Here is a 23,392-nt window from a genome sequence, read left to right as displayed (position 1 = left end):
ACGGGTGTGGGGTGGCTCAGCGGTCGAGCCACTTCACCTCGTACGGCTGCATGTCGAACCGCCTGCCGTCGATCCGGGCGCTGATGGTCCGGTTCTGCGTGTTGACCACGAGGACGGTCCTGGCGTCGGCCAGGACGCGGACGTTGGGCACATCGTCCGGCGCGACCTGGACCGTCTCGTACCTGGTGCCGGGCGGGAACGCTCTGGCGAACCGGGACACCAGGTCGTACATGGGCAGGGCCTTGCCGCCGCCGGCGCTGTCGGTGGGCGTCCACAGGCAGCCGGGGCAGTCGGTGCCCGTCCTGCCCTCCGGGTTCCAGTAGAAGCCGGACTCCGCGCCGCCCTTGACCATGGCGATCATCCCGGTGGCCTGTACGGCGACGCGGTGCGGCTCGGACCAGCCCTTGCGGTCGTCGTGGCCGTCACCGGGTTCCACGTAGTACTCGGCCCACCACAGCGGCAGGCCGTGGGTCTGCTGCCGTACCCATGCGCCGACCGCCGTCAGTTTGCCGGTGGCCGCGAACTCGTTCGGCAGCATGTCGTCGTCGCGGGTGTAGCTGGCGCCGTCGACCACCGTGAAGTCGGCGCCCGCCCTGTGCGCGTTCCAGTAGGAGAACGCGTCGAGCACCCGCTGGTCCATGGCGCCCCAGGGCCCCTTCAGTGCGGTGGAGGCGTTCTGGTCACGCGGGTCGACGCTGTCCATCACCAGGTAGGGGCCGCCGACCATGATGTCCTTGTCGACCTTCTTCAGTGCCTGGTACACGAGGTTGTACATCTTGGTGTAGCCCTCGTAGTCCCAGCGGGACCTGGCGTCGTTCCAGAAGCCCTTGAACTCGTTCCAGACGACGAAGTGCTTCACGTCCGGGTAGCGGCGGGCCACGGTGGCGGCGAGGTCGGCGAAGTCCTGGTAGTGGCCGGGGGTGGGCGCCGTCTCCAGGGCGGCCCGGCTCCAGTCCGTGTTGCCGACGCCGGCCCTGCCGCCCTTCATCCAGTCCGGGGAGCAGCACAGCGTGATCACCGGGGTGGCGCCGGAGGCGCGCATGAAGTCGACACGGCGGTCGAGGGCGCCGAAGTCGTAGCGCCCCTTGACCGGTTCGGGATTGTCCGCGCCCCAGCCCATGATCTGCTGGTTCTGCGCCAGCCCGCCATCCTGCCCGAGCAGTCGCCGCACGCGCGCGGTCGCCTCGCCTGCGCCCTCGTCGGCGCTGTACTGGGTGTGGGTGAAGCCCCAGCCGACGTACGGCTCCGGTTTCGCGCCGGGACCGGCGGGGGTGCCGTGCACCTTGTCGCCGTCACGTATGGTGCCGGCCGTGCTCGGTCCGCCGGACAGCGTGCTGAACAGGGTCACGGCCAGGGCCAGCGCGGCCGCACCCACACCGAGCAGGGCGGTGAGCCGCCACCGCCGAGTATCCGAATCCCACCCATGACGTCCCATCAAGGACAACGGTAGCGGCGGAAGCGGCGCCTCGGGCAGGTCTTGGGAACACCCGGAACAGTCTTGGAACACCCGGAACAAGGGGAGGAAATGCCGTGCGCGGAGGGCACCGGTGGCGGATCATGGCCGCATGTCTGCTAACCCACACGACGCTCTGCCGATCCGGCTCCACGTCGACGACTCCGACTCGCCGTCCGACGTCGTCGACGCGCTGTTCCTCGGCCGCTTCGCGACGGGCGAGCAGCCGTACTCGCACGCGGCGAACATCGACCGCGTCCGCACCGGCGCGACCCTGCTGCCCGACGGCGCGCGCGTGCTCCGGGTCGCCCGCGACGAGGACCGCAGCGCCACCCTCGCCGAGGGTGACGGCTGGACCCTGCTCGTCTCCCGCTGGAACCGCGGCGCGGACGTCACGGTGACCGCGACCAGCGCCGAACTGGCCAAGAAGGTCCTCGACCAGGCCACGGACGGCGCCGCCGACGAGCCCGAGCCGCAGCCCGAGAACGTCACGATGGGCTTCTGGTACGTCTCCCCCAGGCGCGGCCCGCACCGCACCACCCGGCAGATCTCCGCGGGCACCTGGGAGGAGGTCCGGCCCAACTACACGGCACCGGTGGCGGAGGCGATGGACCGCCTGATGAAGACGACCCCGGAGGACATCGCGGGCCGGCTGCTCCTCCTCCACGGCCCTCCGGGCACCGGCAAGACCTCCGCCCTGCGCACCCTGGCCCGTTCCTGGCGCGACTGGTGTCAGGTGGACTGCGTCCTGGACCCCGAACGCCTCTTCTCCGACGTCGGTTATCTGATGGACATCGCGATCGGCGAGGAGGACTCGGCGGGCAAGGGCCGCTGGCGTCTTCTGCTACTGGAGGACTGCGACGAACTGATCCGCGGCGAGGCCAAGCACACGGCGGGCCAGGCCCTGTCCCGGCTGCTGAACCTCACCGACGGCCTGCTCGGCCAGGGCCGCAACGTCCTGGTCGGCGTCACCACCAACGAGGACCTGGAGCGTCTGCACCCGGCCGTGGTCCGCCCCGGCCGCTGTCTGGCCCGCATCGAGGTGGGCAGGCTGACCCAGCGGGAGGCGGTGAGCTGGCTCGGCAGCGAGGCCGACGGCCGGGAGGAGGCCATCGGCCGGGACGGGGCGACGCTGGCCGAGCTGTTCGCACTGCGCCGGGGCACGTCACCGACCTCGGTGCCCGGGGCGCGGGACGGCGCGGACGCGGGCCTGTACCTGTAGTGCTTTGATGGTGCTGTGACCTTGTTGGTCGGCACCTCCGGGTGGCAGTACAAGGACTGGCGGGACCTCGTCTATCCGGCCGGGGTCCCGGCTCGGCTGTGGCTGGAGGAGTACACGCGCCTCTTCGCGACGGTGGAGATCAACAACGCGTTCTACCGCCTCCCCTCCCGCGAGAACTTCGAGGCGTGGCGGGACCGGGTCCCGGAGGACTTCGTGGTCGCGGTCAAGGCCAGCCGCTATCTGACCCACATCAAGCGCCTGAAGGAGCCCGAGGAACCGGTTCACCGCCTGATGAGCCACGCGGCCGGCCTCGGCGACCGCCTGGGCCCGGTCCTCCTCCAGCTCCCCCCGACCCTGCGCGCCGACCCCGCGCTCCTGGACGCCTGCCTGGCCTGCTTCCCCTCCGGTACGCGGGTCGCGGTCGAGCCGCGCCACGACTCCTGGTGGACAGCAGAGGTGCGGGACGTCCTGTCGGCCCGGGGCGCGGCCCTGTGCTGGGCGGACGTCCTGGCCCGCCCGGTCACCCCGCTGTGGCGCACCACCGACTGGGGCTACGTCCGCTTCCACCAGGGCCGCGCCCGCCCCTGGCCCCACTACGGCAAGCGGTCCCTGGAGACGTGGGTCGACCGCATCGCGACGACCTGGGAGCGGGGGCAGGACGTGTACGCGTACTTCAACAACGATCCGGGGGGTGCGGCGGTGCGGGACGCGGTGACGTTCGGGAGGGCGGCGGGACGGGCGGGGCTGCCGGTGACACGGACCCCGGAGCCGGCGAAACTCCGCTGACCCCTCAGGCCCCGTAGGCCGCCCGCAGGGCATCCCGTACGGCGGCCAGCGCCTCCGGCTCCCCCAGGCCCAACCGCCGCACACGCTCCGCGTACGCCTGAGCGGCCAGGGAGGCCTCGCGTTCCGCGGCCGAGCCGGCGGCAGCCACGAACGTTCCGTTGCGCCCCCGCGTCTCGATCACCCCGTCGCTCTCCAGCGCCCGGTACGCCTTGGCCACCGTGTTCACCGCGAGGCCCAGGGACTCGGCCAGCCCCCGCACGGTCGGCAGCCGGTACCCCACCGGCAGTGCCCCGGACCGCGCCTGCTCGGAAATCTGCGCTCGCACCTGCTCGTACGGGGGCGCGCTGTCATCGATGCGGATCTTCAGGCTCACGGGCCGATTGTCCCGCACCCGCCGGAAAATCGGAGGCATCCCCGGCACGCCTGCGCCTACGGTGCCTACCCATGACAGTGATCGTGCGCGACCTGCGACCCGATGTGCCGGCCGACACCGAGGGCTTCGCCCAGGTCCGCCATCTCGCCCTGCCCTACGTCCTGTTCACCTCGGACTCGGTCCGTCACAACGCCGCCCACATGCCCCCCGACGCCCGCTACCGCCCGCTGGTCGCGGAGGAGGACGGCGAGGTGATCGGCACCGCCCAGGTCCATCTGGCCCACGACAGCACCGAGCCGGGCCAGGGCCTGCTGAACATCTACGTACGGCCGGACCGGACCGGTCGCGGCGCCGGCGGGCTGCTGCTGCGGGCGGCCGAGGAGTACCTCGCCGCCCAGGGCGCGACCAGGCTGCTCAGCTGGGTCCTCGACGAGCCGGCCAACCGCGCCTTCGCGGAACGGCACGGCTATCACGGCAGCCGGTCCGCCCACTTCCTCCGCCTCGACCTGGCGGACGCCGGCCTCCCCGCTGTCCCCGCGACCCCGCCGGGCGTCGAGCTGCGCACGGCCGCGGACTTCGCGCACGACCCGCGGCCGCTGTTCGAGCTGGACGCGGAGACCATGCTGGACGAACCGGGCGACGTCGACTTCGAGTACACGGACTACGACGCCTGGATCGAGCAGTACTGGAAGCATCCGCTGCTGGACCGCGAGCTGACGGTGGCGGCCTGTGTCGACGGCCGTCCGGTCGCCTTCAGCGTGGCCTACACCGACGGGGGTACCCGCTACTCCACCGCGATGACCGGCACCGTGCGCGCCCACCGGGGCCGCGGCCTGGCCAAGCTCGTCAAGGCCCACTCCCTGCACCGGGCTCGTGCCGCCGGGTTCCGGGAGGCCTTCACGGGCAACGACTCCGGGAACGGCCCGATGCTCGCGGTCAACAAGTGGCTCGGGTACGAGGTCTGTGCGGCGGAGGTGCGCTATGTCCGCGAACTCGGCTGAACCGGCGGCCCCGCTGGACATCGTCCTGGTCAAGGCGGGCCGGACGAAGATCCGTTACCCGGCCGAGCTGCTCGGCGACGACGGCACCCGCATCACCGTACGCGCGCCCTGGGCGGGCTCCGGCGTCCGCGACTTCGGCTTCGTCCGCTTCGAGACGGGCGACGTCTTCACCGAGTACTACTGGCGCAACCGCTGGTTCTCGGTGAAGGAGGTGCGCGCCGCCGACGGCGCCGTGAAGGGCTGGTACTGCGACGTCACCCGCCCGGCGGTCCGCACCGGCGGTGAACTGGTCGTGGAGGACCTCGACCTGGACCTGTGGCGCTCCGCCGACGGCAGGGACGTACGGCGGCTGGACGAGGACGAGTTCGCGGACAGCGGGCTGACGCAGAGGGACCCGGAGGCCGCGTCCGCCGCGCTGGCCGCCCTGGACGAGTTGGAGGCGCTGGCCCGCGCCGGCGGCTTCGAGGAGTTGCTGTGCTGACACCCTCGGCCACCGCCCGCCCGGCGCGGGCCGACTCACGCCCGGCGCGGGCCGCCGCACGGTCGGCGACGGCTCCAGGCCCCCGCTCTCACACCCTCGCCACCACCGCGTACCGCTCGTCCGCCACGGCCTTGCCCCACAGCACCGGGTCGTCGGACAGTCGCTCCACGCGCACGTCCGGGCTCAGCGGTGCGAGCAGCGCGGTGAGGCGGCCGGCGGATATGCCCACGGGGTGCAGGGTGCCCCAGACGCCCTCCACCAGGACGAAGCGCCCTCCGGGGCGCAGCAGGTCCCGCCAGTGCCGCAGGGTCCGGCCGGGCTCCGGCAGGGTCCAGAGCACATGCCGTACGAGGACCACGTCGAAGCGCTGCTCCCCGACCGGCGGGGCGGCGGCCTCCCCGTGCAGGACCACCGCGTGGCGCCCGGCGAGCTTGGCGCGGGCCCGCTCGACCATGGCCGGGGACGAGTCCACGCCGGTCACCCGGTGTCCCTGTTCGGCCGCGAGGAGCGACAGGCTGCCGGTGCCGCAGCCCAGGTCGAGGACGTCGGCGGGGCGCTCGGGCAGCCAGGAGCGGAGGCGGTCCGCCCAGGCCGCACGGATCCCGGGGTCGCGCAGACCGTGGTCGGGCTCGTCGTCGAAGGCGCCGGCCTCGGCGTCCCAGTCGACTTCCGGGGCACCCGCCGCAACCGTGTCGTCGTTCATGTTCGTCATACCCGAAGAGTGACAGCCGCCACTGACAACCCGGCTCCGATGAGGAACTCTCGCCAAAAGCGTCTACCACCGTGACAACACGGAAACTCGGTAGGCACTGAAGGAGGCAGTCATGCGCCGCGTAACCGTGCAGAAGCCCCTGAAGAGGACGGACGGCCGCCGGATCCGCGAAGAGGCGGAGGAGCGCCCCTGCGGGCGCCCCGAAGTGCGCAAGGACGTCGCACGCACCTGGTGGCCCGACGGTTGAACCGCCGGGGCCGTCAGTCCAGCCGCTTGCGGTAGTGGATCCGGTCGTAGGGCCCGTCGACGCGGCGTTCCACGACCTCGTATCCGTACTTCGGATAGATCCTCTGGTTCTCCCACATCAATGCGTTCGTGTAGAGCCTGATCTCGCCGAGGCCCAGCTCACGCGCGCGTGCCTCGACGAAACGCAGCAGCCGCCGTCCGACGCCCGTGCCGTGGGCGTCGGGGCGGACGGCGATGCTGTCCAGGAAGAGATGGCTGGCGAACGCCTCGATCACGGCCAGCCCGTCGACGTGCTCTCCCGTGACGAACACCTTGCCGGCGGCCACGTTCGCGGCGTGGTCCGCCTCCATGGGCTGCGGCACCACCCCGATGCGCTCGATGTAGTGCCGGTAGGCCGCCTCCGTCACGGCCTTGACGGCCGGCACATCGTCGGCGACGGCGGGCCGGACACGCTCCGGATTCTCTTCGGTCATGGGCGCACGCTATCTGTCTGAGCGCAGCCTGAGCGCGTCCTCAACGGCACCGTAAGAGCCCAAAGGCCTTCCCTGAACAAGGTTTCCGCAGCTCAGGGGCAGGCTTGTGGTCGGGACTTCACCCGTCTCCGTCGGGAAGACCAGTCGCTCATCGGTCCATTCCATGCCGACTGAGGAGGATGCCGCCTGCTCACGACGCTTGTGAGCCTTCATGACGGCGACGGTTTGCTGCGGCATGGCCGGCGAGCGTCGACTCCTGCGGGTCTTCGCGTCGCCGTGCCTCCGTACCGAACGCCACACGTCCACGTGCGGCGCTACAAGCGCCATGACCGCAGATGGAAGCGGTACGAGAAGCAGCTGCCCGGCCACCGGGTACAGATCGACGTGAAGTTCATCGAGCCCCTTGCCTCAGCACCGCAGGGGCGCCGCGACGGCCGCAACAAGTACCACCAGTTCACCGCCATAGACGACTGCACGAGGCTGCGCGTCTTGAGGGGGAAGCAGCGTGGCGAAGTGTGGCGCGCCGACCAAAGCAGGAGGCCAATGTCAACGGCCAGTGGTGACCGGCACGTCCCGGTGCCCGATGCATCAGGGACCGTGGTTCCCGTACGGCGTGGCCCAGCACAAGGAGAAAGAGCGCAAGATCCGCAAGAAGCGCTTGCTCCGGCTGACATCCATAGGTGACATCAACAGAGCCGGACGCGGGCACCCATGCACGACCCAGCACGATCGATCCACCCGCCCACTGCCGTCGCCGGGGCGTGTTCGGATCGAACTCCTGAAGCGGGCGTCTGCGGCCGGCCTGACTGACGGATCGTCATGTCCGATGCGCCGGCCCCGGGTGCGAGCTACTGACCCAGTTGCCGCGCCGGTGCCCAGCTGCTCAACTGATCACATGTTCGGGCGGACGGTGTGGGAACGAAATCTTCACCAGGCAGGTTATGCGGCCGGACTGGCGGTGACCGGCGAGCACATCGTCATCCACGAGCGCTGGACTCGCATGGTCGGTCTCGATCCCCGCGACGGCACTCAGCGCTGGGATGTCCCGGTCGGCACCTGGCCCCGGGGGATCGTGATCGCCGGCGAACACTGTTTGGTGATCCCGCAGAGTGTCCCCCGACTGCTCTGCCTGGACGTACGCACCGGGGAATTGCTGTGGAGTGCGCTCCTCGCTGAGTTCACCGGGCATCTCGTTGCGACACGGGACACGGTGATGGTCGGTGGGTGGCGCGGCTACACCCCGCTCACGGCCTTCGACCTGCGGACCGGGACGTTGCTCTGGCGGAGTGCCAAGAGTGCCGAACTCGTGGTTCCAGCCGTGGTGGGAACCGGTGTGTTGGTCGGTGAGCCGCACGGCAGCGAGATCCGCTTGATCGACCCGCGTGATGGACGGACCAGGTCGCGGTGGTCACTGCCCGAGCCGCTGGCCTCTGGCGATGCGCGACCGGTCCTCACCCCGCTGGATGGCGATCGGGTCCTCGCCCGTTCCGGGCCACGCAGGGTAGTCGAGATCTCGCTCTCCACGGGAGCCGTCGCGGACTTCTACCGATCTGACGAGGATCTTGCGTCGCAGGCTGTTGGCTGGACCGGCTCGACGCTCTGGGTGCCCAACGCTCGCGGTGGGACCCTGGCCATCGATACGCACTGTGCCAGGCCGATGCGCGCATTCGGCGCGGTGCAGCCGTTCGTCGGTCACCCCGTCCAGGTGGACTCCGGGTTCGTCATCGCGGCACGCCACGGACTGCTGGGCCTAGTCGATCCAGACCTGGAGGCGCCCTGCTACAGCAAGTTCATCGGCCGCAGGATCAACGCCCTGTGTGACCATGGCCCGAGCACGGTACTGATCCTGGCCAAGGGCACGTTGCGCGTCGTCGAGGTCGATACGACAGCCGGTCCATGACCGACGGTGTTCGGGGCATGTCGCTTGGCTCCGGCCGCCGGGTGCGGTTCGCGATCTGGTCAAAGCGACACGATCTTGCCGGCGAGCAGCACTTCGGCCAGCCGAGCTGCGGCCCAAGGTCTCCCCTGGGCTGCTGAGCCGGCGCCCCTGGATCGTCGCAGTACAGCCGCGAAGTACAGCAACCCACCGACCTGTATCAACCGTCGGTGCCCCTAGCCATCCGCCATACCAGCCCAGAAGACCTCGGCGACCGCCCAGCCCACAGTTCGGGACGAGGAGGTCGTGCCAGAACCGTGCCAGGTCGTGCGGGGACACACGGGAAATGGCGGACCCGTCAGGCACACAACCGCCTCGCCGCAGGTCAGCGCCGCAACCACCTCTGAAAGACCGAGGCTTCCCAAGCTGAGAGCTTCGCCAGGCGATCAGCTGTCCGTCCCCACGGCCCAGCCGGCGCGGCTTGTGTCCTACGTGTCCGGCTGTCCGATCAGAGCTCTGGCCTGCACAAATGGGTGGGACAGCGAGATTCGCCAGTGTCCCACCCGTCCGGCCTGGGTACCGGGCTGCAACACCCCGGTGTTGCAGCCCCTCACGTCGTCGCCTCCCTGTCGGGCCTCAACAACCGGAGGTGACCTCCCGTCCTTCCCCTGTGCGCGTGTGAGGGGCGTGTGCGCGAGACGAAATCACGCACCCTGCGCAGCTCCCTTGCAGGTCAGAGCCGTAATCAAGCACGTCATGAGCATGCTCTCCGGAGCCGTGTTGGTTGCCAAAGCCGTCGAGTACTGTGCCGCAGCAGGGGCCGATGCGCCCGTGCGGCGCCCCCGGCCTGGGCGACTGCAGAGGCCCTGGGACAGCACCGCAGGTACGAGCATGTGCACGAGAGTGCCGCTGCCGGCTCTGGCCACCTCAGGCAGGCGCAGTGGGACAGTGCGACATCACCTGCTTCAGGGGGTTTCACCCTTCCCTCAAGGGCACTCGGCCAGTGAGCGCGGAGGTACTGAGATGGGTACCGGAGAGAAGGCCAAAGCAAAGGCCGAACAGGTTGTAGGAAAAACCGTGCGAACGCTGGCTCACGCGGTACACAAGGATGATCTCGCAGCCAAGGGTGCCGCCCTCGAGGCGCGGGGCAAGATGCGGGGCGCGAAAGAGGGGGCTAAGGGCTCTTTCAAGCACTGACGATGTCACCACCGCCGAGGGTGGTGTGCGGCGACGGTTGGGCCGTCCATGGGCCGCCCAAGGTCACACCACGCCAACCGACAATGACAGAAGCCACGCCATCTGAGCAGCTCAGAACCGTGGGCTTCTTCAGTCCCGCTAGGCGACGTCTGTTGTGACGCACGCCCCGTCTCACATAGGCGGGCCCCGCACTCCCCAGTGGGCCTTGAGGTGCCTCCAGCTACGTGCCCGCGACCGAACCGACGATCACGATCCGGCCCTTGGACTTCCTCAGGTGTGGCAGTGCCTCGCGTACCAGCGGGGCCGGGCCGAGGATGTTGGTGAGAACCATGGCACGCATGGCCGGAGGGTCGTGGTCCTCCAGCGTGCCGGGCAGGGAGAACCCGGCGTTCGCGATCACTGTGTCCAATCGGCCCCACAAGCCCGCGACTTGACCCACGGCAGCGGCGACATGGCTCTCGTCACCGGCGTCACCGCTGATGGTCAGCACCCGCTCGCCCGCTCCGGTGGACGTGGCGAACGCGGCCAGCCGATCGGCATCGCGGCCGGTGATCGCCACGCGGCCGAGGCGAGGTGAGGAGCACCCTCACGCCGTGCGCCGCCCGGCTCCCTCAGGTGGAGTTCATTACCGGACCCCGCGCCAGACATCCCCGTCACCGTCCCGTCAGCTACGGCCGCGCGGCAGCATGAGGGCCGCGGCCGTGGTGGCCATCAGCATCACAGCCGCGAGGCACAAGGCGACCCGCAGACCCACAATGAACTCACCCCGGTCCGCGACCAAGGCTCCGAAGACGGCCACGGCGAGCGCGCCGCCCGTCTGCCGGAAGGAGTTCAGGATCCCGGCGGCCATTCCGGCCCGATCTGCGGCGATGTCGTTCAGCAGGATGGCGGTCAGGGAAGGTACGAAGAAACCTAGGCCGAGGCCGACCGGGATGAGCATCGCCGCGATCACTGGTCTGCTGGTGCCCTCGTCGATCCAGAGCAGGCCGAACATCGCCAGCGCGAAGATCGCTTGTCCCATGGCGATCGGCATCCGCGGCCCAAAGCGTGCCGCAGCCCTGGCCGAGGCCAGGTTGGCTCCGGCGATCACGGCCATCATCGGTAGGAACATCAGCCCCGCGGCCATGACGGACAGGTTCAGAACGTCCTGAAAGAACAGGCTCAGCACGAACACCAGCCCGTAGAACGCGGCATTGACGACGAAGCCGATCGCGACCGAAACCGTCACCGTGCGCGAACGGAAGAGGTCGAGCGGGACCAACGGCGCGGCGGTACGTGCCTCGATCATGATGAACGCGGCCGTCGCCACTGCGGCGAGCCCCAGGCAGCCCAGCACCACGGGCTCGCCGAAGCCGTTCTCCCCTCCGTCGATCACCGCGAAGGTGAGCGCCGCGAGCGCGACGATCGCCGTGAGCTGGCCGTACGGATCGAGCGGCGTGGCACCGCGCGGCGAGCGCTCCACGCGGGTCAACACCGCGAGGGTGGCGATGCCGACGGGCAGGTTGACAACGAAGATCGCCCGCCAGCTCAGAGTCCTGGACAGCACTCCGCCGGCCACCGGGCCGGCGGCGACCGCGACGGCTCCGCAGGCGGTCCACAGCGCGATGGCCCGTGCCCGTTCGGCCGCGTCCGGGAAGGCCTGCCGGACGAGGGCCAGCGAGGAGGGCAGCATGATCGCCGCCGCGCTCCCCTGGATCAGGCGGGCGGCGATCAGCGCCGCTCCGGGATCAGCTTTGACAGTGGCTCAGCCAACTCACCGAAGACGCACTGCGACCATGACGCGCTGCGCTCCACCATCCTGGTCCCCCTCGTACTCGTGGCACCGTCAGAGGTAACTGCGAGTACTGACGGTGACCCGCAGTGAGGCTCAGCGCGGGGGCGCATAGTGGGCGCTTCTGGCGCATGTCATCGGCAACAGCAAGATGAGGGGCCCTCTGGAGCTATGTCTGCAGGTCTGGCGAGGCAACACGTGCACGCACCGCCGGGAGCCAATCGGGGAGCCAATCGAGGCGTCCGACAGCGAACGAACCCGAACCGGGGCGGACAGTCGCGTTGCTCGGGCGCAGGTGGGCCACCGCGTTCCCCCTCCTCTTCCTGAGCCCTCCGTTAGTCCGGCCTTAACGGCACCATAAGGATCTCCTCCAGCCGCCTCCAGCAGGCGATTTCGCGGTTTTCTGGGGCTAGCTTCGGATCACCCCCACGGGTTCCCGCCCCGCCGAAGGACCGTCTTTCCGAGGAGTTCCGTATGCCCGCTCGTGCCCGCCGCACGGCCGCCGTCGTCGCCGCGCTCGGTCTGCCGCCCCTCGCCCTGACCGTGCTCGCCGCTGCTCCGGCCTCCGCGCACGGTTCGATGGGCGACCCGGTCAGCCGTGTCTCGCAGTGCTATGCGGAAGGGCCGGAGAATCCGAAGTCGGCCGCGTGCAAGGCGGCCGTGGCAGCCGGCGGCACGCAGGCGCTGTACGACTGGAACGGCATCCGGATCGGCGACGCCGCCGGACAGCATCGGAAGCTGATCCCGGACGGCAGGCTGTGCAGCGCGAACAACGAGGAGTTCAAGGGCCTGGACCTGGCCCGCGCCGACTGGCCGGCGACCGGCGTGCACGGCGGGTCGTACACCTTCAAGTACCGGGTGACGGCGCCGCACAAGGGGACCTTCAAGGTCTATCTCACCAAGCCCGGTTACGACCCCGCCAAGCCGCTGGCCTGGTCCGAGCTGGATCTGGGGCATCCGGTGGCTGCGGTCACCGACCCGGTCGCCTCGGGCGGCTTCTACACGTTTTCCGGCACGCTTCCCGAACGGTCCGGCCGGCAACTGCTGTACGCGATCTGGCAGCGCTCGGACAGCCCGGAGGCGTTCTACTCCTGTTCGGACGTGGACTTCGGCGGCGACAACCGGGGAAACGCCGGTACCGGGCCCGCTCCGGTCGCCTCCGCGCCCTCCGACCGGCAGATCGCGGACGGTGCCGGCAAGTCGACGATGCGGCACCACGGTCAGGGCGGTGACGAGACGACGGCCCCCGCGCAGCAGCCCTCCAGCGCGCCCAACGCGCCGAAGGCGGCCGGTACTTCGCGCGACCTCGCGGAGACCGGCGCCTCCGCCGGCACCGCCTACGTGGCGATCGGCGGCGCGGCGGCGCTGGCGCTCGGTTCGGCGGCGCTCTTCCTGTCGGTGCGGCGGCGCGCGGCGGGTGGCGCCCACCGCCGCTGAGGTTCCGGGGCCTGTCCGGCGGCTCAGGCCGGACAGGCCCCGGCGGCACGTCAGCTGAACGCGGACGCGCAGGTGGTGGCGGTGGCGTGGGGCGGGTCGAGCGCGTTGGCCACCTCGTGGAAGGCGATGCGGTCGAACAGGCCGATGGCGACGTGCTCGGAGAGGTCGAGCGGGCACAGGTCCTGGAGCAGGACGTTGTGGACGTCCGAACCGCTCAGGTACTGGCTCTGCCAGGGGGTGGCCACCTCGTCGTACTTGGTGGCGACGACCGTGTAGTGCACTCCGGGGACGGTGTCGCCGCCCGCGTTGAGCTTGGCGAGGAAGTCGGAGCCGGGGATCTGGTCGGCGAGGCCGGGGGTGGTGGCCTTGATCAGGTCCGAGGCGCCGGGGAAGTACGGCAGCAGGTTGGTGAGGCCGCTCAGCGTGGCGCCGTGGTTGTCCGGGGCCAGGCCGACGAGGGCGTTCACCTTGGCGGCTCCGCCGAGGAACCTCAGGTAGTAGCGGGGCATCATGCCGCCCTGGGAGTGCCCGACCAGGTCGGCCTTGGCGGCGCCGGTCGCGGCGAGCACCTTGTCCACGAAGGCCGACAGCTGCTCGGCGGACTTGTCGATGGGACCGAGGCCGTAGAAGAGGGGGACGCCGGTCAGCTGGCCGTAGTCCAGGGAGTAGACGCAGTACCCGCGGTCCTTCAGGTACGGGGCGAGGGAGAGCCAGTTGTCGACCGAGTTGCCCAGGGTGCCGTGCACCAGGACGACCGGGCGGGGGTGGGCGGCGGAGGGCTGGCAGGAGAAGTCGTTCCAGCCGCTGGAGGGGGCGGTGTCGGCGGCAGCGGCGGTGGCGGCGGGAACGGTGGCGACGGCGGCGGTGAGGAGCAGCGCGGCGAGCGGTCTGAGCGCTCGTTTCCAAGGCAGCATCGTGTGATCTCCTTGCGGCTCAAGGGAGGTGGGGGCCTTACCCTGTGATCCGGATCACGAGGATGCTGTTCATTCGTCAAGTTACGGGCGAGTAGCACATGTGTGAAGTTACGCGTCAGTAAAAACTTCCAGTGATAACCAGAGCGCCGCCGAATACTGACGGACCGTCACCAGGCGGGCCTGATCGGACCATAGGGAGCGATCCGCGCCAAGCGCTCCCCCAGCGCGCGCACTTCCCCCTCGCCCAGCAGCTCAGCCCATCCGCTCACGACCTCGGCCGCCGCCTCCTCCGCCGCCCGGGTGCAGGCCCAGCCGCGCCCGGTCAGCACGACCAGCCGGGCCCGCGCGTCCTGCGGATGCGGCCGCCGCTCCGCGTATCCCTTCCGCACGATCTCGTCCACCAGCTGGCTCGCGGCCTGCTTGGTCACCCCGAGGTGCGCCGCGAGGTCGGTGACGGTGGCCCCGTCCGGGGCGAGCCGCGCGAAGGCGAAGCCGTGGGCCGGCCGCAGATCGGCGAACCCGCGCGCCATCACCCCGTCATGGATGCGTTGCGTGAGGTCGCCGGCGACGGCGAGCAGGGCGGCGGACAGGGCCATGGCTTCGGAGTTGTACACGGAGGCATTGAAACACCCTTGACAATTTGGTCAAGCGACTTGACCATATAGTCAAGCAGCTTGACTACTTGAACGGAGATCACCGCCATGCCCGTCGTCCGCTCGTCCGAGGCCACCACCCATGAGATCCACGGCGCCCGCTTCGTCTCGTACGCCACCCCGCTCACCGGGAGCAAGGAGCTCTGCGCCTGGCGCGGGGAGATTCCGGCCGGCACCAAGGCGCCCGCGCACACCGTCAACCGTGAGGAGATCTTCCATCTGCTCGTCGGGGAACTGCTGATCACGCTCGACAGTCGAACCGAGCGGATCTCCGCCGGTGACACGGTGATCGTCAACCCCGGTACGACCCTCGCCCTGGAGAACCCGACCGATCACACCGCGCTCTCCTGGGTCACCACCTCCGTCGGCCTGGAGGCGGAGCTGGCCGACGGCACCCGCATCACGCCGCCCTGGGCCAACTGACCGACGTGGAGCCGCCACCACGCCCCAGCGCCCCCGGCATCACCGCCCTGGGCCCGAACTTCGCCCGCGCGCGGTCCGCGACCTCCTCGATACGGCGGGCCTTCTCGTCCACGGGGTCGAAGGTGAGCTGATAGGAGGCCTGGTCGGCGGGGGCCAGACCCTCGGCGCGCAGGACGAGCGCGCGGACCCGGGCGCGCTGCAGGCCGAGCGCCTCGTACATGCCGTAGGCCGCCCTGGTCAGGGCCGCCGAGTGCGCGGTCGGCTCCTTCAGGGTGCGGCTGCGGGTGGTCGAGGACCGGTCGGCGTAGCGCACGGTGAGGGTCAGGGTGCGGCAGACCTTCTGCACCGCGCGCAGCCGGGCGCCGAGCTCCTCGGCGGCGGACAGCAGCGCCCTGCGGTGCCGGTCGGGGTCCAGCTCGTCGAGGTCGAAGGCGCGTTCCGTGGCCAGCGACCGCGAGACGGCGTTCGGCACGACCCGGCCCCGGTCGATGCCGCTCGCCTTCTCGCGCAGCTCGCGGCCGGCCTTCGCGCCGATGAGCCGCTGGAGCGTGGACAGCGGCGCGGCGGCGACCAGGCCCAGGGTGTCCAGGCCGTACTCGCTCAGGGTGCGGGCGGTCGCCGTGCCGACTCCGGGCAGCGCGGACACGGGCCGCTCGGCGAGGAACTCCGCGATGCCGTCCGGGTCCTCGGGCACGACACACGTCACCCCGGGCCGGGCGTCGCGCAGCGCCATGCGGGCCAGCATCGGGCCGGGACCGGCGCCGATCACACAGTCGACGCCGTGCCGCGCGAGGGCCCGCACCCGGATCACCGAGGCCAGCTCCACCGCGCTGCGCCCGAAGTACCGCTCGGCACCGCGCAGATCGGCCAGCGCCCCGTCCGGCGGCAGCGCCTCCACGACCGGGGTGAAGTCCTCCAGCAACCCGAGCAGTCCCGGCAGGGCCGCCTCGTGCTTCGGCGGCAGCTGGAAACGTACGCAGAGAATGGTCATCCCGCACTCCCCGGACTCTGGTGCCACAACTTCCGTACGGCAGCAGGCCCTTGTGCGGCCTCCTGCCCCGCGGGCCGCAGGTCGGCCCACGGATGCATCTGGTATCCGGTCGGCAGCTGGATCCGCCGCCCACCGGTCGGATCGCCACCCGCGCCCTCGGCCACCGGCTCCGCGAGCCGCGCCGCCACCTCGTCGAGCCCGCCCTCGGCGCGCAGCTCGACCAGCTCGGCGAGGTTCCAGGCGGCGGAACCCACCACGCTCAGGCTGCGCGGGCCGCGCCGCTGCACCACTCCGCGCACCAGCAGCAGCCAGGAGTGGAAGACGGTGTGGGCGCAGGCGTCGTGCGAGTCGTCGAAGAACGCCAGGTCGACCAGCCCCGTGCCGTCGTCCAGTGTGGAGAAGATGACCCGCTTGCCGGAGCGGATCGGCGGGGTCTGGGTGGCCGCCTTGGCGCCCGCGACCAGCACGGTCTCACCGTGCCGCGCCTCGCGCAGCCTGCGCGCGGAGACCACGCCCAGCTCCCTGAGGAACTCCCGGTGGTCGTCCATCAGATTGCGCGAGGCGTCCATGGACAGCACACCCAGCTCGGCGCTGAGCCGTTCCGCCGACGTCAGGTCCGGCAGCCCCGCCGAGGCGGTCTTCCGCCCGCCCGCCAGCGGGAGTTGTCCCCCTCCACCGCCCCGGGCGCCCCGGTGCAGCTCGGTCAGGTGCAGCTGCAGATCGCGCCGGTTGGCACCGAAGGCGTCCAAGGCCCCGACCTGGGCGAGCCTTTGCGCCAGCGGCCGGCTCGGCCGCGCCCGCTCCCAGAAGTCCACCAGGGAGGCGTACGGCTGCCCGTCCGCGATCCTTTTCGCCTCGGCCTCGCTGATGCCGTGCACATCGGAGAGGGCGAGCCGAAGTCCCCACACCCCAGGGGATTCAGACACCAGTTCGATCCTGTGTGCGACCCCGGACACGTTCACGTCCAACGGCAGGATCGGCACCCCGCGCCGCCGCGCGTCCGCCAGCAGCAGCCGCTTCGGGTACATCCCGGGGTCGTGCGTGAGCAGCCCGGCGTAGAAGGCGGCCGGATGATGGGCCTTCAGCCAGGCCGACTGGTAGGTCGGTACGGCGAAGGCGACGGCGTGCGCCTTGCAGAACCCGTAGGACCCGAAGGCCTCCACGATCTCCCAGGTCCGCTGAATCGTTTCCGCCCCATAACCCCTGGCCGCGGCCTGCTGCGCGAACCACACCTTGATCCGCCCCTGCGACTCCGGGTCGGACAACCCCCGCCGCACCCGGTCGGCCTCGCCCCGGCCGCATCCGGTCATGATGGCGACGATGTCGATGACCTGCTCGTGGAAGACGACGACGCCGTACGTCCCCTTCAGCGCCTCTTCCAGATCCGGGTGCGGACAGCGCACCGGCGCCCGCCCGTGCCGCGCCTCGATGAACGGCCGCACCATGTCGGCGGCGACGGGCCCGGGCCGGAACAGCGAGATGTCCACGACCAGGTCGTGGAAGGTGCTCGGCTGCAGCCGCCCCACCAGATCCCGCTGACCGGGCGACTCGATCTGGAAGCAGCCCAGCGTCTCGGTGGAACGGATCAGCCGGTACGTCTCCGGGTCCCCCGGCGGCACCGCGTCCAGGTCGATCCGCTCGCCCGTCACCCGCTCCACCTCGGCGACCGCGTGCGCCATGGCCGACTGCATCCGCACGCCCAGCACATCGAGCTTGAGCAGCCCGAGGTCCTCCACGTCCTCCTTGTCGAACTGCGACATGGGCAGCCCCTCACCGCTGGTCGGCACCACCGGCGTACGGGCGAGGAGCGAGGCGTCGGACAGCAGCACCCCGCACGGATGCATGGCGACCCCGCGCGGCAGGGCATCGAGCGCCTCGACGAGCTCCCACAGCCTGCCGTACTTCTCCCCTCCCCTCTGAAGCTCTCTCGCGAGCTGCTTCAGCTCCGGCAGCTCCTCCAGCGCGGCGCGCGCGTCCCGGGCCCGGATGTGCGGAAAGGACTTGGCCATCCGGTCGATCTCACCCGGATCCATGGACAGGGCGGCGCCCACGTCCCGGACGGCATGCCGCACCCGGTAGGTCTCCGGCATGGACACGGTCGCGACCCGCTCGGTGCCGAACCGGCCGATGATCGCCCGGTAGACCTCCAGCCGGCGCGCGGACTCCACGTCGATGTCGATGTCGGGCAGCACCACACGCTCCCTGGAGAGGAAGCGCTCCATCAGCAACCCGTGCTCGACCGGATCGGCGTGCGCGATCCCCAGAAGGTGATTGACGAGGGAGCCCGCACCGGAACCGCGAGCAGCCACCCGGATCCCCATCTCCCGTACGTCATCGACCACTTGGGCCACCGTCAGGAAGTAGGAGGCGAAGCCGTGATGGGCGATGATGTCCAGCTCGTGGTGCATCCGCTCCCAGTACTCGCGCCGCCCGCCGTACCCGAGCCGCACCATCCCGGCCACCGCCCGCGAGGCAAGGGCCCGCTGGGCGGTGCGCCGCCCGGCACCCACCAGATGCGCCTCGGGAAAGTGAACGGTCCCGATGCCGAGATCCTCCTCGGGGTCGACCCGGCACTCGGCGGCCGTGGTCAGGGTCTGCTCCAGCAGCCGGTGGGCGGTGTCCCGCCGGTACCCGGCAGCCTCCACGACCCGCTCGGCGACCTGCAGCATGGCCTGCGCGTCCTTCAGCCAGGCCTCGCCGGAGTCCAGCTCCCCGCGCGGGTCGATCGGAACCAGCCGCCGCGCGGCATCCAGCACATCGGCAACGGGCCCCGCCCCGGGATCGGCGTACCGCACGGCGTTGCTGAGCACCGGCCGTACGCCCTGCTCGGCGGCGAACCCGACGGTACGGGCGGCGAGCCGCAGGGACCCGGGCCCCGTGCCCGCACGCCCGTGCCACACAGCCTCCAGCCGCAAGGCGTCGCCGTAGACCTCGCGCCACGCCCCGAGAAGCCGTGCGGCCCGGTCGGGACGCCCCGCCACAAGGGCCCGCCCCACATCCGACCCGGGCCCGAGCAGGACGGTCAGACCGTCGCCGTGATTGTCGGGCCAGGGCAGCAGGGGGGCGTCCCCGCTCCTGTGCGCCGCCGTGATGATCCGGCACAGGTCTGCCCATCCTCGGGCATTCCGGGCGAGATAGGTGACACGCGGAGCCGACTCGTCCACGAAGGCACCACCACGCACCGGTACCCGCCGCCTCCCCCGCACGACCCGTACGGCCTCGGCCTCGCCCACCGCCAGATCCACCCCGAAGACCGGCCGCACCCCCACCCCGGCGCAGGCCTTGGCGAAGCGCACCGCCCCCGCGACGGTGTCCCGATCGGTGAGGGCGAGCGCGTCCATCCCCCGCTCCGAGGCGCGCTCGGCCAGCCGCTCCGGATGGGATGCCCCGTACCTCAGGGAGAACCCGGAGACGGTGTGCAGATGCGCGAAGCCCGGCACACGCACCTCCCGCACTCGCGAGCCCCGAACAGCTCTCGAACATCAGTTCCCTACTTCCACCCCCACCATACCCCCATTCTCGAACGTATGTACGACATCCGCGAGACGGTCCCTCACCTGCGCAAACGCCCTGGCGCTGGTCACCCGCGGCGCCCAGCACGGAGCCCCGCCCCCGCACACCCGGGGACGGGGCTCCATGAAACGCAACGCCCGAACACGTCAGCCGATCTGCGCCCCCGTGGCGGACAGCGCGGCGGTGACCGGCTGGAAGAACGTCTCCCCGCCGGAGGTGCAGTCACCACTGCCGCCGGAGGTCAGCCCGATGGCGTTGCTCCCCGAGAACAGCGACCCGCCGCTGTCCCCGGGCTCGGCGCACACATCGGTCTGGATGAGACCGCTGACGGTGCCCTCCTGGTAGTTCACCGTGGCGTTCAGGCCGGTGACCGTCCCGTCGTGCACGTGGGTCGTCGACCCGCTGCGCGTCACCTTCATCCCCACCGTCGCCTCGGCGGCACCGGTGATCTTCCGAGTGGACCCGTCGTACAGGTCGACCTCACTCGGGTGGTCCACCTGTGACGTGTACTTGACCAGACCGAAGTCGGTCCCCGGGAAGTGTGACTCCGCGTTCTGCCCGATCTCCTTGCCGCTGGAGTCCGACCAGGTGGAGATGGCCGCGGTGCAGTGCCCGGCGGTCAGGAAGTACGGCTGCCCGCCCTTGACCACGTTGAAGCCGAGCGAGCAGCGCCCGCCGGACCCGCTGATCGCGTCGCCACCGGCGACGAAGGGCCTGAACTCCCCCTTCGACCGCTTCAGTTCGGCCTTGCCGCCCAGTCCGTCGACCACCTTGCTCAGCTTGGCCCACTGCGCGCCGGAGACCGTCTTGTCGGCGGTGACGACGACCTTGTTGCCGACCGGGTCGGTCGCCCATGACGTCCCCGGTATGGTCGCGTCCTTCTTCAGCGTCGTCCGCGCGCCGTCGAGCGCGGCCAACGAGTTGGTGACGAGTCTCGCCTTGGCCCCGGCCGCCTCGACGGCGTTCGCCGCGGCCCGGTCGAGCACGTTGACGACGAGGCTCTTGGCCCGGGCGTCGTAGTAGCTGCCGGCGGCAGCGGAGCCGAGACTCTTCAGCAGTGTCGAGCCGAGATTTCCGGCCGCCGGGGCGGACAGAACCTTCGGCTCCGGAGCGGACTTCGCGGGCTCGCTGGCGTTCGCATTCTGCAAGGTGACACCCGCGGCGACCAGTGCGGCGACTCCCGCACCGGCCACGGCGACCCGCCGCCCGGTTGTGCGTCGGTGCTTCAACTCACGTCCTCCTGTGGGGGATGGTCCGCGAGTTGTGGGGACTCCACGGACCGGAAGGCTGGTTGACGAGCGTCCACTCTTCCGAACCGCACAGGGAGCACACAAGGTTGACTTCAGGACGCGCACAGACAGGGCTTGCACCCCTCCTTCCGCTTGACCGTGCACAGTCGCCCAGGGGCAATTCGCACAGCAAACACGACACGCACGTAACCCTCACCGGACGGTGACGACACCAACTGGCCGAAACGAGACGCCCCCGCACACCACGTGGTGTGCGGGGGCTTCCCGAAGACCCGAGCCGGAGTGTCAGGGCAGCGTGACCCCGTAGTAGCTCAACGCCTCGGTCACCGGCTGGAAGAACGTCGTACCGCCGGAGGTGCAGTCACCGCTGCCGCCGGAGGTCAGACCGTAGGCAACGGTCCCCGCGTACAGCGGACCGCCGCTGTCGCCGCCCTCTGCGCACACCGTGGTCTGGATCAGCCCGTAGACGATGTCACCGCTGCCGTAGTTGACGGTGGCGTTCAACGCGGTGACCCGGCCACTGTGCGTACCGGTGGTGGAACCACGCCGGTACACGGTCCTGCCCACGGACGGCGTGGCCGCGCTCGTGATGGACTGGCTGCCCACCGCACTCGGGTGCGAGATGGAGGAGTTGGTGTAGCGCACCAGAGCGAAGTCGTTGCCCGGGAAGCTGTAGCCGACGTTGGTGCCGAGCACCGTGCTGTGACTGGAGTTGCTGTACCAGGTCGAGGCCACCTGGCCGCAGTGACCGGCGGTGAGGAAGTAGTACGTACTGCCGCTGTGCACGTTGAAGCCGAGCGAGCAGCGGTACTGGCCGCCGTAGATGGCGTCGCCGCCGCTGATCAGCTTGCTGAACCTGCCGGGGGTGTGCTTGATGGTGAGCGCGTCCGCGTTGGCGCCGGCCTGCCGCTTGATCTTGGCGATCTCCGCCTTGGACACGGTGCTGTCGACGGTGACGAGGACGCGGTCGGTCTTGCTGTCCACCGCCCAGGCCGTACCGGGTACGTCGGCCTTGAGGACGGCGTTGTTGGCCTTGCTGAGCTGGGCGGCGCTGAACGCGTGGCCGTCGCTGGCGTTCGCTGTGGGGGCGGCGAACGCTGCCGCGGCGAGGAGGCCGGTGGCCACGGCGATCAGCCGGGTCCGTCTCGCGGTGTGGGGAGTATTGCGCTTGATCCTCACTTTTCGTTCCCTCCCAGGGGAAGTCGGGGGCCCATGTGGGGTCGGTGCCCGTGAGGCGCAGCCAGGGAGCGGCGCCGGGTTCCGAACATCCATGCCCCCTGACAAGCGCTGAGGGGGAGTATTCGGCCGAACGACCGGTCGCCACAAGAGTGCCTTTCGGCCGTTGGCCTTTAAACCACCTTTAGGTAGGAGCCCCTGACACCGGTTCGGCCCACACGCACCGCGGCCCGCAGCGTCAGCTCACCGCGCGCTCCCCCGCCTCGATCGCCACGTCCAGTGTGTTGCCGGGCGGCGGAAACCGGACCGCCAGGTGCATCTGCGGGCGTACGGTCATGACGTTCCCCCGGTCATGACGTTCCTCCCGGTCACGGCGTACCGGTTGGCGGCCGGGTCAGGCCCAGGTGCTCGCGCAGGGTGCTGCCCGGGTAGAAGGTGCGGAACAGGCCGCGGTGCTGGAGCAGCGCCACCGTGCCGTTGACCAGCCGCTCCAGGTCACGGCGCGGCTCGACGGGCACCAGGTGGAAGCCGTCGGTGAACCCGTCGGCGTGCCAGCCGGCGACCAGGTCGGCCAGGTCGACCGGGCCGCCCCGGTACAACGGCCCCCGCCCGGTCGCCCGCGGGCCCCCGCCCCCGTGTCCGGGCTCGGCCGCGTGCTCGCCGCCGCCGAGGTCGACCAGCAGGCTCACCAGGACCCGCAGGGTGTCCGGGTTCCGCCCGAACTCGTCGGCGCGGGCACGCAGTTCGTCACGTGCGGCGGTGGCCTGCGCCGGGGTCGCAGCGCGGACCAGGGCCACGTCGGCGTACCGGGCGGCGACGGTGCGGGCCCGGCGCTCGGTGGCGTCGACCAGGCGGACGGGGTGGCCCTGCGGCGGCCGGGGCACGGTCGAGGGGCCCCGGACCGAGAAGGCGGCGCCGGTGAAGTCCACGCGGTGCAGCTTGTCCCGGTCCAGGAAACGGCCGGACGGCAGGTCCCGGATCTCCTCCCGGATCTCGGCGCCGTCCTCCCAGCTGTCCCACAACCTCGCCGCCACGTCGGCGGCTTCGCCCGCCTCGTCCCACAGGTCCCGGCCGGGCGCCGCAGGCCGGCGGCCGAAGAGCCGGACCTCGCCCTCACCGGCCGACACGTCGATCCGCCAGCCGGCCCGCCCGCCGCTGACCCAGTCCAGCGTCGCCACGGCCGCCTGCACCCGGAACGGCTCGGTGTGGGTGGTGGTGACGGTCGGGACAAGACCGATGCGCCGGGTCGCGGGCGCCGCCCGGGACAGCACGGCGAGCGCGTCGGGCCCGGGCCGGGCGAAGGAGTCGTCCAGCGTCACGAAGTCCAGCCCGCCGCGCTCGGCCAGCCGGACCAGCTCGAGGTACGGTTCGGCACCGGAACAGTCCGGCAGATCAACGGCAGCGGCCAGATGCAGCGGCCCACGGCCGTACGAGACACCCATGC

The 23,392-nt window shown here is 70.8% G+C and carries 21 protein-coding genes and 2 pseudogenes; 10 read left to right on the top strand and 13 right to left on the bottom strand.

The window, feature by feature from the left end; genetic code table 11:
• Positions 1–16 precede the first annotated feature (16 nt).
• On the bottom strand, positions 17–1,435 hold the full coding sequence (locus tag ACWGJ5_RS16585) for a GH39 family glycosyl hydrolase (protein ID WP_453310435.1): 1,419 nt from the start codon (positions 1,433–1,435) through the stop codon (positions 17–19).
• A gap of 130 nt (positions 1,436–1,565) precedes the next feature.
• On the opposite strand from ACWGJ5_RS16585, the gene ACWGJ5_RS16580 reads away from it, so the two are divergent.
• Together ACWGJ5_RS16580 and ACWGJ5_RS16575 are read left to right on the top strand one after the other, a co-directional pair.
• Positions 1,566–2,675 (top strand): DUF5925 domain-containing protein, encoded by a 1,110-nt coding sequence (locus ACWGJ5_RS16580; RefSeq protein ID WP_453310434.1) that lies wholly within the window; start codon positions 1,566–1,568, stop codon positions 2,673–2,675.
• A 15-nt stretch (positions 2,676–2,690) separates the two neighbouring features.
• Positions 2,691–3,461: a DUF72 domain-containing protein gene (locus tag ACWGJ5_RS16575; RefSeq protein ID WP_453310433.1), complete on the top strand. Its 771-nt coding sequence runs from the start codon at positions 2,691–2,693 to the stop codon at positions 3,459–3,461.
• Positions 3,462–3,465: 4 nt separating this feature from the next.
• On the opposite strand, the gene ACWGJ5_RS16570 is transcribed toward ACWGJ5_RS16575, so the two are convergent.
• Positions 3,466–3,834 (bottom strand): GntR family transcriptional regulator, encoded by a 369-nt coding sequence (locus ACWGJ5_RS16570; RefSeq protein ID WP_453310432.1) that lies wholly within the window; start codon positions 3,832–3,834, stop codon positions 3,466–3,468.
• Positions 3,835–3,905: 71 nt separating this feature from the next.
• Here ACWGJ5_RS16570 and ACWGJ5_RS16565 point away from each other — a divergent pair, with 71 nt between their 5' ends.
• A complete protein-coding gene (locus ACWGJ5_RS16565; RefSeq protein ID WP_453310431.1) occupies positions 3,906–4,835 on the top strand; it encodes an N-acetyltransferase family protein in 930 nt (309 codons plus the stop codon).
• Positions 4,816–5,316 carry a DUF402 domain-containing protein gene (locus ACWGJ5_RS16560; RefSeq protein ID WP_453310430.1) on the top strand — a complete coding sequence of 167 codons (501 nt, stop codon included), beginning with the start codon at positions 4,816–4,818 and terminating at the stop codon, positions 5,314–5,316. The genes ACWGJ5_RS16565 and ACWGJ5_RS16560 overlap by 20 nt, the downstream gene beginning before the upstream one ends.
• An 88-nt stretch (positions 5,317–5,404) precedes the next feature.
• Here ACWGJ5_RS16560 and ACWGJ5_RS16555 read toward each other — a convergent pair whose 3' ends face one another.
• Positions 5,405–6,028, bottom strand: a complete 624-nt coding sequence (locus ACWGJ5_RS16555; protein ID WP_453310429.1) for a class I SAM-dependent methyltransferase — start codon at positions 6,026–6,028, stop codon at positions 5,405–5,407.
• A 112-nt stretch (positions 6,029–6,140) separates the two neighbouring features.
• On the opposite strand from ACWGJ5_RS16555, the gene ACWGJ5_RS16550 reads away from it, so the two are divergent.
• Positions 6,141–6,275, top strand: a complete 135-nt coding sequence (locus tag ACWGJ5_RS16550; protein WP_453310428.1) for a hypothetical protein — start codon at positions 6,141–6,143, stop codon at positions 6,273–6,275.
• Positions 6,276–6,288: 13 nt separating this feature from the next.
• On the opposite strand, the gene ACWGJ5_RS16545 is transcribed toward ACWGJ5_RS16550, so the two are convergent.
• Positions 6,289–6,747 carry a GNAT family N-acetyltransferase gene (locus ACWGJ5_RS16545; protein ID WP_453310427.1) on the bottom strand — a complete coding sequence of 153 codons (459 nt, stop codon included), beginning with the start codon at positions 6,745–6,747 and terminating at the stop codon, positions 6,289–6,291.
• Between the two features lie 309 nt (positions 6,748–7,056).
• Between ACWGJ5_RS16545 and ACWGJ5_RS16540 the strand changes: the two are divergent.
• From ACWGJ5_RS16540 to ACWGJ5_RS16530, 3 genes and pseudogenes are all read left to right on the top strand, one after another.
• Positions 7,057–7,242 (top strand): annotated as a pseudogene (locus ACWGJ5_RS16540) (IS481 family transposase); the annotation flags it as partial.
• A gap of 400 nt (positions 7,243–7,642) precedes the next feature.
• Positions 7,643–8,647 (top strand): PQQ-binding-like beta-propeller repeat protein, encoded by a 1,005-nt coding sequence (locus ACWGJ5_RS16535; RefSeq protein WP_453310426.1) that lies wholly within the window; start codon positions 7,643–7,645, stop codon positions 8,645–8,647.
• 999 nt (positions 8,648–9,646) lie between these two features.
• Positions 9,647–9,820, top strand: a complete 174-nt coding sequence (locus ACWGJ5_RS16530) for a hypothetical protein (RefSeq protein WP_453310425.1) — start codon at positions 9,647–9,649, stop codon at positions 9,818–9,820.
• Between the two features lie 220 nt (positions 9,821–10,040).
• Here the strand turns inward: ACWGJ5_RS16530 and ACWGJ5_RS16525 are convergent, their stop codons facing one another.
• Positions 10,041–10,379, bottom strand: coding sequence for an SDR family oxidoreductase (locus tag ACWGJ5_RS16525; protein ID WP_453310424.1), 339 nt, complete (start codon positions 10,377–10,379; stop codon positions 10,041–10,043).
• Positions 10,380–10,484: 105 nt separating this feature from the next.
• On the bottom strand, positions 10,485–11,531 hold the full coding sequence (locus ACWGJ5_RS16520) for an MFS transporter (protein WP_453310603.1): 1,047 nt from the start codon (positions 11,529–11,531) through the stop codon (positions 10,485–10,487).
• A 534-nt stretch (positions 11,532–12,065) separates the two neighbouring features.
• On the opposite strand from ACWGJ5_RS16520, the gene ACWGJ5_RS16515 reads away from it, so the two are divergent.
• Positions 12,066–13,028 (top strand): lytic polysaccharide monooxygenase auxiliary activity family 9 protein, encoded by a 963-nt coding sequence (locus ACWGJ5_RS16515; protein WP_453310423.1) that lies wholly within the window; start codon positions 12,066–12,068, stop codon positions 13,026–13,028.
• Between the two features lie 50 nt (positions 13,029–13,078).
• On the opposite strand, the gene ACWGJ5_RS16510 is transcribed toward ACWGJ5_RS16515, so the two are convergent.
• Together ACWGJ5_RS16510 and ACWGJ5_RS16505 are read right to left on the bottom strand one after the other, a co-directional pair.
• The gene (locus ACWGJ5_RS16510) at positions 13,079–13,942 is read right to left on the bottom strand and encodes an esterase/lipase family protein (protein WP_453310422.1); all 864 of its coding nucleotides are present in this window, start codon (positions 13,940–13,942) and stop codon (positions 13,079–13,081) included.
• Positions 13,943–14,109: 167 nt separating this feature from the next.
• The gene (locus ACWGJ5_RS16505) at positions 14,110–14,556 is read right to left on the bottom strand and encodes a MarR family winged helix-turn-helix transcriptional regulator (protein WP_453310421.1); all 447 of its coding nucleotides are present in this window, start codon (positions 14,554–14,556) and stop codon (positions 14,110–14,112) included.
• A gap of 87 nt (positions 14,557–14,643) precedes the next feature.
• Between ACWGJ5_RS16505 and ACWGJ5_RS16500 the strand changes: the two genes are divergently transcribed.
• Positions 14,644–15,018: a cupin domain-containing protein gene (locus ACWGJ5_RS16500; RefSeq protein WP_453310420.1), complete on the top strand. Its 375-nt coding sequence runs from the start codon at positions 14,644–14,646 to the stop codon at positions 15,016–15,018.
• On the opposite strand, the gene ACWGJ5_RS16495 is transcribed toward ACWGJ5_RS16500, so the two are convergent.
• The 5 genes and pseudogenes from ACWGJ5_RS16495 to ACWGJ5_RS16475 all read right to left on the bottom strand — a co-directional run bounded on the left by ACWGJ5_RS16495 (position 14,996) and on the right by ACWGJ5_RS16475 (position 23,390).
• On the bottom strand, positions 14,996–16,009 hold the full coding sequence (locus ACWGJ5_RS16495; RefSeq protein ID WP_453310419.1) for a DNA polymerase Y family protein: 1,014 nt from the start codon (positions 16,007–16,009) through the stop codon (positions 14,996–14,998). The two genes, ACWGJ5_RS16500 and ACWGJ5_RS16495, sit on opposite strands and share 23 nt — an antisense overlap.
• Positions 16,006–19,449 (bottom strand): DNA polymerase III subunit alpha, encoded by a 3,444-nt coding sequence (locus ACWGJ5_RS16490; RefSeq protein ID WP_453310418.1) that lies wholly within the window; start codon positions 19,447–19,449, stop codon positions 16,006–16,008. The genes ACWGJ5_RS16495 and ACWGJ5_RS16490 overlap by 4 nt, the downstream gene beginning before the upstream one ends.
• A 219-nt stretch (positions 19,450–19,668) precedes the next feature.
• The gene (locus ACWGJ5_RS16485) at positions 19,669–20,751 is read right to left on the bottom strand and encodes a S1 family peptidase (protein ID WP_453310417.1); all 1,083 of its coding nucleotides are present in this window, start codon (positions 20,749–20,751) and stop codon (positions 19,669–19,671) included.
• A gap of 306 nt (positions 20,752–21,057) precedes the next feature.
• Entirely contained in the window at positions 21,058–21,951 is an 894-nt protein-coding gene (locus ACWGJ5_RS16480) for a S1 family peptidase (RefSeq protein WP_453310416.1), read from the bottom strand.
• A 330-nt stretch (positions 21,952–22,281) separates the two neighbouring features.
• Positions 22,282–23,390: pseudogene (locus tag ACWGJ5_RS16475) on the bottom strand (LLM class flavin-dependent oxidoreductase).
• Between the last annotated feature and the right edge of the window lie 2 nt (positions 23,391–23,392).

Source organism: Streptomyces sp. NPDC054783 (genome assembly GCF_053611725.1).
The sequence above is the reverse complement of the archived record's forward strand: the minus strand, read 5'-3'. Positions and strand labels throughout refer to the sequence as shown.

Coding starts and splice junctions, on each gene's coding strand:
- ACWGJ5_RS16550 (WP_453310428.1), top strand. CDS start 6,141: ATGCGCCGCGTAACCGTGCAGAAGCCCCTGAAGAGGACGGACGGCCGC.
- ACWGJ5_RS16495 (WP_453310419.1), bottom strand. CDS start 16,009: ATGACCATTCTCTGCGTACGTTTCCAGCTGCCGCCGAAGCACGAGGCG.
- ACWGJ5_RS16535 (WP_453310426.1), top strand. CDS start 7,643: ATGTTCGGGCGGACGGTGTGGGAACGAAATCTTCACCAGGCAGGTTAT.
- ACWGJ5_RS16580 (WP_453310434.1), top strand. CDS start 1,566: ATGTCTGCTAACCCACACGACGCTCTGCCGATCCGGCTCCACGTCGAC.
- ACWGJ5_RS16555 (WP_453310429.1), bottom strand. CDS start 6,028: ATGACGAACATGAACGACGACACGGTTGCGGCGGGTGCCCCGGAAGTC.
- ACWGJ5_RS16530 (WP_453310425.1), top strand. CDS start 9,647: ATGGGTACCGGAGAGAAGGCCAAAGCAAAGGCCGAACAGGTTGTAGGA.
- ACWGJ5_RS16585 (WP_453310435.1), bottom strand. CDS start 1,435: ATGGGACGTCATGGGTGGGATTCGGATACTCGGCGGTGGCGGCTCACC.
- ACWGJ5_RS16565 (WP_453310431.1), top strand. CDS start 3,906: ATGACAGTGATCGTGCGCGACCTGCGACCCGATGTGCCGGCCGACACC.
- ACWGJ5_RS16510 (WP_453310422.1), bottom strand. CDS start 13,942: ATGCTGCCTTGGAAACGAGCGCTCAGACCGCTCGCCGCGCTGCTCCTC.
- ACWGJ5_RS16545 (WP_453310427.1), bottom strand. CDS start 6,747: ATGACCGAAGAGAATCCGGAGCGTGTCCGGCCCGCCGTCGCCGACGAT.
- ACWGJ5_RS16500 (WP_453310420.1), top strand. CDS start 14,644: ATGCCCGTCGTCCGCTCGTCCGAGGCCACCACCCATGAGATCCACGGC.
- ACWGJ5_RS16515 (WP_453310423.1), top strand. CDS start 12,066: ATGCCCGCTCGTGCCCGCCGCACGGCCGCCGTCGTCGCCGCGCTCGGT.
- ACWGJ5_RS16560 (WP_453310430.1), top strand. CDS start 4,816: ATGTCCGCGAACTCGGCTGAACCGGCGGCCCCGCTGGACATCGTCCTG.